This is a genomic window from Bartonella sp. TT67HLJMS, from assembly GCF_042193375.1.
Classification (GTDB): Bacteria; Pseudomonadota; Alphaproteobacteria; order Rhizobiales; family Rhizobiaceae; genus Bartonella; species Bartonella grahamii.
This window is the reverse complement of sequence record NZ_JBHILP010000019.1, coordinates 1-9,614: the sequence shown is the minus strand read 5'-3', so window position 1 is coordinate 9,614 and position 9,614 is coordinate 1. Positions and strand designations below refer to the sequence as shown.

Sequence of the window (9,614 nt, the reverse complement as noted above, 5' to 3'; positions counted from 1 at the left end):
ACAAGATCATTGGCATTGGCTGATCTACCATCGTTAAACTTTAAACCATCGCGCAAATGAAAGGTAATCACCGTACTATGATCATCACCTGAAACATCCCAATGCGTTGCTAAAGACGGAACTATTTTCGTTGGATCATCTGTCGCTGTACTGACCAAATTATCACAAACATTTCCAATAATTTCACTTGCATAAACATCATTGCTTTGGGCAGGATCAAATGTACTGATTGCATCAAGATTCCAAGCCATCACAAGAGTATTAGCCGGTGTTTTTGCTGAAACCTGTTGTACAACTACTCCCAGTGCCACAAGAGCAGCAACAAGAGAGCTGCTACTTTTCAATATTGTTTTCTTCGAGTTCATAAACGTTTCCCTTTATTTATTTTTTATTAATTAATGACGCTGAAATAACATGGCAAATTTATAATTATACACATTTTTATAATTATACACATTGAACAAATACATTCTAATCGCCTATACAGAGTCATCTACTTTATAAATTCATTGACTTACATCTCAATCAAACCATAGCGAACATGAAATATATGTTTTTCTAACCAGTATCACATTCTTTCATAACCTTTCTTTGCATACGATAATGCCGTATACCAGCCCCATTAATCATCAAAACGATAAGCCTTGTAGCCCCCAAAATGGTAAGCTTTTAAAAAAATCATTGCGCAAAAATTTATGAATTCACCATTCTATTTCTTTAGGCGGTATTTAAAATAAAATATGCAACCTTTAAAAATCGTCATTCTCCTCAAACACTCAATTTCAAGACGCGGCGCATCTTTACTACATGATCAAAACTGCACTAAAACAGTAGAAAGGAACAAGAAAAGATCTTTTCTAAAACTCTACCCCCCACAAAAATCTGCTTAATCTTTTGAAAACCAAGTGTCAAAAGTTTTACGTTTTTACCAACAAAACCAAACACGTTAACGAAAACAAAGGAACAATGAGAAGAAGCACCCCTTTCAAGCTTTGTCTTTTGAGAGATAAAGCTTGCAATAAAAGAATACACACTAAAATGCACTTCTCTACTGATAAAAACAAAATTCATTAGACTACCCCCCAAAGACATAACGAATATAAACCCTTCTAAACTTTAGTGTGCATCATTGCTTTACCACTATAAAAATAGAACAGAAAACAACATACTGCAACAAAACTCTTGTTTCCAGCAGAAACATACAGAGATTCAACTAAGCAATGTAGTGGATACAAGCCTGCCTGAGCTTAATCATCTTCCCAAAAATTGGAGCGCACACGCGGCAAGATCACCCTCTAATAGAAGAAAACTATCAGATAATAAACCCCAACACAAGCAGCTTGAGTCATTTAACTTCAATTTTTCATCGCTGCATTTTATTTTTATTGCCTAGGTAAGTATTGGACAATCGACCTACACACAAATAAACCAACTACCATACAACCAAAGTAAAATATAACAATGCAAGAATAGCACGCCCTCTAAAAACCACTTTGCATTCGTCAATAAACATGAATAAAATATTCACTACTTATTATAACGCTCATGTCATTAACAAAAATAAAAACACCTCTTCTGAACCATTTCAAATGCCAAGGGCTGTTGTACAACATTGAACGCTCGTAAAGTGTGTGATGGTGCTGATTTTCTCCTTCATAAGCGTGAAGATGGAGTGCACAATGGATTGACTATTATACCATTCATGGGCTGCGTCGCAAAATGGGCTTTGGTACACTAGGTGTTTCTTTAAAACATACAAGACATTACCATTATCTCACTTCAGATACATGACAGTTAAGGTATCACTCCTTTTTGCATCTGTTTTTTCATCTTCAAAATTATACCTTTATCGTTTTGTGTGCCAACAATAGTAGGAAATCATTGATATTGTATAGTTTATATATTTTAATTATCTTATACAGTGGAGTTGTATAATCTATACATTTATTAAACAATTCAATTATTATCCTATTGATCATTACCCTTACAAAAGAACGTTGGCTAATTTATCGACAAAAACATCCTTCAAGATGATCATTAACAATCCCTACGGACTGCATAAAAGCATAACAAATTGTGGGACCAATAAATGTCCAGCCACGTTTCTTCAAGTCTTGAGAAAGACGAAGAGAAGCAGGGGTTGTAGGATGAGCCGACAGTGTTTGAAAGTCTATCTTTTCATAACGCTCTGATTGTGGTGGCTGAAAAGACCAAAAATAGCGGGACAAGCTCCCCCACTCTGTTATAATTTCTTGTGCTCTAAGTGCATTATTAAGCACTGATTGAATTTTTCCTTGATGGCGAACAATGTCTTTATTCTGCATTAACATTTTCACCTTTAGCTCATCATAATGAGCAATCTTTTCAAAGTCAAAGTGATCAAATGCAATGCGAAAAAAAGAGCGTTTTTTTAAAATTGTAAACCAAGAAAGTCCCGCTTGGAAACCTTCAAGACAAATTTTTTCAAACAAACAGATATCCTCAAAAACAGGTTTTCCCCATTCGTTATCATGATAAGCACAATAAAGTGGATCCGTTCCAGCCCATGCGCAACGAACTTTTCCATCCACTCCCTTAAGAAGACCTTCCGCAAGCATCGCATTAACCGTATTAAAAGAGAGTTCCTTGATCATCGCTTGGCGGCTTTATCTGCTTGTGTTTTGAACGTTTAGAAAAAACAGGTTCTTGTATTGCAACACTGATATCACCATCAAAAAAGCGTAAATTTATTTGCCCTGTTTCAGGAAACTGAGTCAACCGTTTAACGGGCTTATTATCTTGCCCCAAAGCCAAAACAAAACCACGCTCTAAAATATTCTGATAAGAAGTGCTTTTTAAAAGCCTAAATGCAAGCTCCATTTGGGCACGTTGTTTTTCCACACTACGCACAAAAGCACGATGAAGGCGCGCCGTATATTCCTTTGTATTGCGTTGTGCTTTTTCACTATTTAACAAACGTAGCGAAAGACGTAAACGAAGAGTATGAAAAGAAAAACATTTTTTATCGTAGCTCACACAAAGAGCACGCTGTAATCGATTTGAAATTTCATCAAAACCACGCCGTGGTAGAGCAAAAAGTTGGTCGACAGTGGGAAGACCACGTCTGGCTGCACGCAACTTTTGTTGATGAAAATCAAAAGAACGTACAAGTCCCTTGCGCAAACGTGCCCCAAGAGACGCAACACACACTTCAAGATCAAGCTTAACGGGAACAGCCTTTTCTGCAGCTCCTGTAGGAGTTGGAGCACGCCAATCAGCGACATAATCAATCAAAGTCCAGTCCGTTTCATGCCCAACAGCAGAAATAACGGGAAGAGCAGAGGCATAAACAGCACGAACAACAGCTTCGTCATTAAACCCCCACAAATCTTCTAAACTTCCCCCTCCCCGTGCAACAATAATAAGATCAGGTTTTGGAATAAGTCCTCCTGGAGCAAGAGCATTAAAACCTTCAACAGCAACAGCTACCTCTCTCCCACTTGTTTCCCCCTGAACACGTACAGGCCAAACCAAAATATGTAACGGAAAACGATCGGATATACGATGAATAATATCACGAATAACAGCACCTGTTGGTGATGTTACAACGCCTATAATTCGAGGCATATAAGGCAAAGGTTTTTTCTTTTCTTCATCAAATAAGCCTTCTTCCACAAACTTTTTCTTACGATTTTCAAGAAGTGTCATCAAAGCACCAACCCCCGTTGGTTCAAGAGCCTCAATGACAATTTGATATTTCGATGACCCTGGATAAGTTGTAAGTTTACCAACAGCAACCACTTCCATCCCTTCTTCAGGAGGAAATTTGAGCTTTTCCATCACTCCACGCCAAATAACAGCTTCCAACCGTGCCTTATCATCCTTTAAAGCAAAATAAGCATGTCCTGAAGCATGAGTACCACGGTAACCTGATATCTCCCCACGCACCCGTACATAACCAAACTTTTCTTCAACAACACGCTTTAGAGCTCCTGCTATTTCGGAAACAGTAAATTCTGCCACATTTGTTACACCTGTTTTTTCACTAAACAAACTTACCATTTTTCAATTCTTTACGCCCGTTTCTGTGAATCTTTTTGAAACAACACAATCTTTAAAATTTTTATTTATAGCTTCATCAAAATATCCATAACACCGGCTAGAACAGCTTATATTTCGAATTTCAAACCGATTATCCGAGTTATAAAAAAGCTTGGAGCCGTTGTATGGGGATCTCCAGAGTTATTATTCCATCCGAAAGCTGTATCAATAGAAGTTAAAATATTCAATCTTAACATCCACACAAACACATCTTTCATAAGAACTCCTGAAATAAAATTCTCTACACAACATAGTAATCCATTCCTGATAAAATTCAACGTATTGCAAAGTGTTAAAGAGCTTTGCAATACATCAAATATATCATGATCATGTTTTTTATATTTTATAAACCTGATACCTTCTTATTTTTCAATTGCACTATAAAAAATACGTGGTGCACTATTCCAAACCCATTTTTTAACATCAGGTGTCATAGCTACAGTATGATACGTCTGATAGATAAAAGCATAAGGTCCTTTCTGCATAAATTCACGTTGCAAATCAGCATACATTTGCGCCCGTTTTTTGGGATCTTTTTCAAACAGCGCATCTTGAACCTTTTGATTCATAGTTTCATCCAAATACCCATGGCACCAACTCGCATAGCCTGTATTTTTAGCCTCAAGCCGATTATCAGGATTGTAAATAAGGCGTGAAGCCATTGTATGAGGATCCGCAGAATCATTATTCCATCCGAAAAAAATCGTATCAAAAGTACGTGCAGATAATTTTGAAAATAACTGCGTGCCCACAAAACGTTCAATTTTAAAACGTACCCCAACCTTTTTTGCATTGTCTTGAAGGGACTGAGCAATAGGCAGAGCAAAAGGATAAGGAGAAGTACCAGCAAAAATACTGGCCTCAAAACCATCTGGATAACCTGCCTCTGTTAAAAGTTCCTTTGCTTTTTGAAGATCAAGTTTAAAGGGTTGTCCTTCTTTTTCATCCAAAGCCCCAAGATTACCAAGAGGAATAAAACTTGCACGTGGAACACCAACATCTTTGAGAAGAGTCTTACCGAGTCCTTCATAGTCAATAAGATAGCGCATCGCTAAACGCACTTTTTCATTGGCAAAAATAGGATTTGTCACATTGAACCCCCATATGATCACGGATGGCTCTAACACTCTTTCAACTTTAATATCGGTTGTTGCTTGGAGATCTGCCAAATCCTCTGGCATCAAATTACGTGCAACATCGATATCGTGTTTTTGCAACAATAAACGTTGTGTTCCAGGCTCCGCGACATGGCGAATTAAAATCTTCTTCAATTTAGGCGCCTCACCCCAATAATTGGAGCTTGCACGCAATAAAATCCCTTCTCCAGGGCGCCAACTCTCTAACTGATAAGGACCAACACAAGCAGAATGGCTTGCCAAATACCGGTTTCCCATATCACCATTTTTTTCGTGTTTCATGAGTGTCTCACGATCAAGCAAAGCAAGAGTACGACTAGTGGCAAAATGGCTAAGAATAAGCTCTGCTGGATAAGGTTTATCAAATTTCATCACCACCGTTTTCTCATCCGGTGCTTGAAAAGCCTCATCAACATTCTGTTCTGTGATACCATATTCATTAAATGTCGCCGCAGTAGCCATCTTCAATTTAACAACCCGCTTCATGCTCCAAATTAGATCATTGGCATTCGCAGGACGACCATCATTGAACTTCAAACCATCACGCAAATGAAAAGTAATCACCGTACGCTGATCATCACTTAAAACATCCCAACTCTTCGCCAAAGAGGGAACAAGTTTAGCTGCGTCATCTTTAGCTGGTTCAACTAAATTATCACACACATTGACAAGAACTTCGTTACCATAACGGTCATTGATTTGTGCGGGATCAAATGTACTTATTGAATCAAGATTCCAAGCCATCACAAGCGTATCGGCAGGTGTTTTTGCTGAAACTTGTTGCACCAAAATCCCCAGTGCAATAACAGCAGAAACAAAAGCACTGCTCCCTTTCAATATTTTTCCTTTCAAGTTCATAGACTTTTCCTTTTAAAATTTATTGTATAAGTTCTCCATGCAACAATAACGTGCAAGAAATAATAAGATTAGACTTAGAAAACATACCTCCTCGAAATAAAATTAAAAACTCAACAGAAAACGATCTGATATAAAACGAAGGTATTAGGCATAACAGCATCTGTTGGAGATATCACAGTGCTTACAATTTGGGATATATCAGGCAAAGTTTCCTTTTGCTTCAAATTTCTTTTTTGATTTTCTAAAAAGTGTCGCGAAAACACCACCTCCGGTTACTTCAAGAGCCTCAATAAAAATTTGATATTTTGATGATTTTGAATGAATTGTAATTTGCTAAAATTGATCATTTACCCTCCTTCTCAAGAGAAAATTTGAATTTTTTCATCACTCCCCATAAAATAATACCCCAATTGCGGAGTGTTATCTTTCAAAACAAAAGGAAACATAACATAGGCATCATAAAAAACTGATATTCCTCTTTGCCTCCACACCAAAACTCTTCTTCAACATTGCAAAGTCTTTGCTCCTTTAACAATGCTAAATACCACAACATTTGTTGTACTAATTTTTTCAGCAAATGAATTGATCTCTTTTCAATTCATGGAAGTTGAAATATTAAGTTTTAAACATCCAAGCAAGCACATCTTTAATGAGAATGAAAGATCCCTTAATAGAAATCTTGCAAAGACACTCAGCAATATATCCTCTATTATTCACAATCTTCAACGTATTGCAAAGCATTTAAGAACTTTGCAATACGTCAAATATATCATGATCATGTTTTTTATATTTTATAAACCTGATACCTTCTTATTTTTCAATTGCACTATAAAAAATACGTGGTGCACTATTCCAAACCCATTTTTTGACATCAGGTGTCATCGCTACAGAAACATATGTCTGATAAATAAAAGCATAGGGTCCTTTCTGCATAAATTCACGTTGCAAATCAGCATACATTTGCACCCGTTTTTGGGGATCTTTTTCAAACAACGCATCCTTAACCTTTTGATTCATACTTTTATCAAAATACCCATGGCACCAACTAGCGTAGCCTGTATTTTTTGCCTCAAACCGATTATCTGGATTGTAAATAAGACGTGAAGCCATTGTATGGGGGTCCGCAGAGCCATTATTCCATCCGAAAAAAATCGTATCAAAACCACGCGCATAAAATTTTGAAAACAACTGCGTACCTACAAAACGTTCAATTTTAAAATGTACCCCAACCTTTTTTGCGTTGTCTTGAAGGGACTGAGCAATAGGTAAAGCAAAAGGATAAGGAGATGCCCCTGCAAAAATATTGGCCTCAAAACCATCCGGATAACCTGCCTCTGTTAAAAGTTCCTTTGCTTTTTGGAGATCAAGTTTAAAGGGTTGTCCTTCTTTTTCATCTAAAGCCCCAAGATTACCAAGAGGAATAAAACTTGCACGGGGAATACCAACATCTTTGAGAAGGGTCTTACTGAGTCCTTCATAATCAATAAGATAGCGCATCGCTAAACGCACTTTTTCCTTAGCAAAAATAGGGTTCGTCGTATTAAAACCCCATATAATCATGGAGGGCGCCAACACTTTTTCAACCTTAATATCCGTTGTTGCTTGGAGATCTGCCAAATCCTCTGGCATCAGATTACGTGCAACATCGATATCGTGTTTTTCCAATAATAAACGTTGCGTTCCAGGCTCCGCAACATGGCGAATTAAAATCTTCTTCAGTTTAGGCGCTTCCCCCCAATAATTGGAGCTTGCACGCAATAAAAGAGCTTCTCCAGGACGCCAACTCTCTAACTGATAAGGACCAACACAAGCAGAATGACTTGCCAAATACCGGTTTCCCATATCGCCATCTTGTTCGTTTTTCATGAGTGTCTCACGATCCAGCAAGGCAGCAGTGCGATTAGTGGAAATATTGCTAAGAATGAGCTCTGCAGGATAAGGTTTATCAAATTTCATCACCACCGTTTTGTCGTCCGGTGCTTGAAAAGCCTCATCAACGTTTTGTTCTGTAATCCCATATTCATTAAATGTTGCCGCATTGGACAATTTCAATTTCACAACCCGCTTCATACCCCAAACAAGATCATTGGCATTGGCTAATCTACCATCGTTAAACTTTAAACCATCGCGCAAATGAAAAGTAATCACCGTACTCTGGTCATCACTTAAAACATCCCAACTCTTTGCCAAAGAAGGAACCATTTTAGCTGCATCATCTGTAGCAGAAACGACCAAATTATCACAAATATTGTTAACCACTTCAATTCCATAACGGTCATTGAGTTGTGCAGGGTCAAATGTACTTATTGGATCCAGATTCCAAGCCATTACAAGCGTATCGGTAGGTGTTTTTGCTGAAACTTGTTGCACAAAAATCCCCATTACAAGAACAGCAGAAACAAAAGAACAGCTCTTTTTTAATATTTTTCTTTTCACGTTCATAGACTTTTCCTTTTAACGTTTATTGTATAAATTCCCCATGCAGCAAAACGTGCTTAATAATTAAGTTTAGACGAACTATAGGCTCCTAAAGACCAAGCTTTAAAATCTTCAAGAATAAGCACCTCTTGCCAATGACTCCTCCTGCCTACACTTATAAGCCAAACCAAAACATACAAAGGAAAACACTCTGATATATAATGAACGCTCACCAACAACAGAGCTTATCCACGATATCATAACGCCTACTATTGAAGACTATAAAACCAATATTTTTTCTCTATCTTGTTAAGCAAGCTTGTCTCTTATTTCTTCCGGCGTTTTGCATACCATCAAAGCACTAGCCCTTTCGGCTCAAGTACCTTAATAACAAAGAGCTTTCATAATAATTTGACGATTTGATAAAACAGGAAAATTCGTTAGTTTGCCAAGTGCAACGACTTTTATTCCTTCTTTAAAAGGAAATTTGATTGTTTTTCATCACTCCCCGTAAAATAACACCCTCCAATTGGTATCTCATCATCTTTCAAAGCAAAAGAAAATATGAACACCATAAAAACTGAATTCCTTGTGTACCCACCCATAAGAAAACTTTCCTTCAACATCGAACAACCTTGCACCTTTAGCACTACTAAATTCCACGACATTTGTTACACTTAGTTTTTTTATGTTACATTCAGTTTTTTAACAAATAAATTGATCACTTTTCAATTCAGAGAAATTGAAATATTCAATCTTAACATCCACACCAATACACCTCTAATGAGAATGAAAAATCCCTTTAAACGAATGTCTTAAAAAGACATTCAACAGTATATCACGCATTACCTATAATCTTCGACGTATTGCAAAGCTTGAAAATTTATACAATACGCCGAATATATCATGACAATGTCCTTCATCTATTGAACAGTATTGAAGACACGCTTATTTTTCAATTTTACTATAAAAAATATGCGGTGCACTATTCCAAACCCACTTTTTGATATCCGGTGTCATCGCGACGACGCCATATTTCTGATAGATAAACGCATAAGGTCCTTTTTGCATAAGTTCACGTTGTAAATCAGCATATATTTGCGCCCGTTTTTGCGGATCTTT

Annotated in this window: 5 protein-coding genes and 1 pseudogene; all 6 read right to left on the bottom strand. The window is 37.2% G+C overall.

The window, feature by feature from the left end; all coding sequences use genetic code 11:
- Positions 1-365: ABC transporter substrate-binding protein (locus ACFIJQ_RS08565; protein WP_375629899.1), on the bottom strand; the 365-nt coding region annotated here is incomplete at its 3' end.
- Positions 366-2,006: 1,641 nt separating this feature from the next.
- On the bottom strand, positions 2,007-2,633 hold the full coding sequence (locus ACFIJQ_RS08560; protein ID WP_015856295.1) for a DNA-3-methyladenine glycosylase I: 627 nt from the start codon (positions 2,631-2,633) through the stop codon (positions 2,007-2,009).
- Positions 2,611-4,041, bottom strand: a complete 1,431-nt coding sequence (gene xseA, locus ACFIJQ_RS08555) for an exodeoxyribonuclease VII large subunit (protein ID WP_375629896.1) — start codon at positions 4,039-4,041, stop codon at positions 2,611-2,613. Before xseA ends, ACFIJQ_RS08560 begins: the two co-directional genes overlap by 23 nt.
- A gap of 401 nt (positions 4,042-4,442) precedes the next feature.
- A complete protein-coding gene (locus tag ACFIJQ_RS08550; protein WP_375629893.1) occupies positions 4,443-6,074 on the bottom strand; it encodes an ABC transporter substrate-binding protein in 1,632 nt (543 codons plus the stop codon).
- An 810-nt stretch (positions 6,075-6,884) separates the two neighbouring features.
- Positions 6,885-8,516 carry an ABC transporter substrate-binding protein gene (locus ACFIJQ_RS08545; RefSeq protein WP_375629890.1) on the bottom strand — a complete coding sequence of 544 codons (1,632 nt, stop codon included), beginning with the start codon at positions 8,514-8,516 and terminating at the stop codon, positions 6,885-6,887.
- A gap of 924 nt (positions 8,517-9,440) precedes the next feature.
- Positions 9,441-9,614: pseudogene (locus ACFIJQ_RS08540) on the bottom strand (ABC transporter substrate-binding protein); the annotation flags it as partial.

Excerpts from the sequence above, each read along its gene's own strand:
- ACFIJQ_RS08560 (WP_015856295.1), bottom strand. The coding sequence starts at position 2,633 with ATGATCAAGGAACTCTCTTTTAATACGGTTAATGCGATGCTTGCGGAA.
- xseA (WP_375629896.1), bottom strand. The coding sequence starts at position 4,041 with ATGGTAAGTTTGTTTAGTGAAAAAACAGGTGTAACAAATGTGGCAGAA.
- ACFIJQ_RS08550 (WP_375629893.1), bottom strand. The coding sequence starts at position 6,074 with ATGAACTTGAAAGGAAAAATATTGAAAGGGAGCAGTGCTTTTGTTTCT.
- ACFIJQ_RS08545 (WP_375629890.1), bottom strand. The coding sequence starts at position 8,516 with ATGAACGTGAAAAGAAAAATATTAAAAAAGAGCTGTTCTTTTGTTTCT.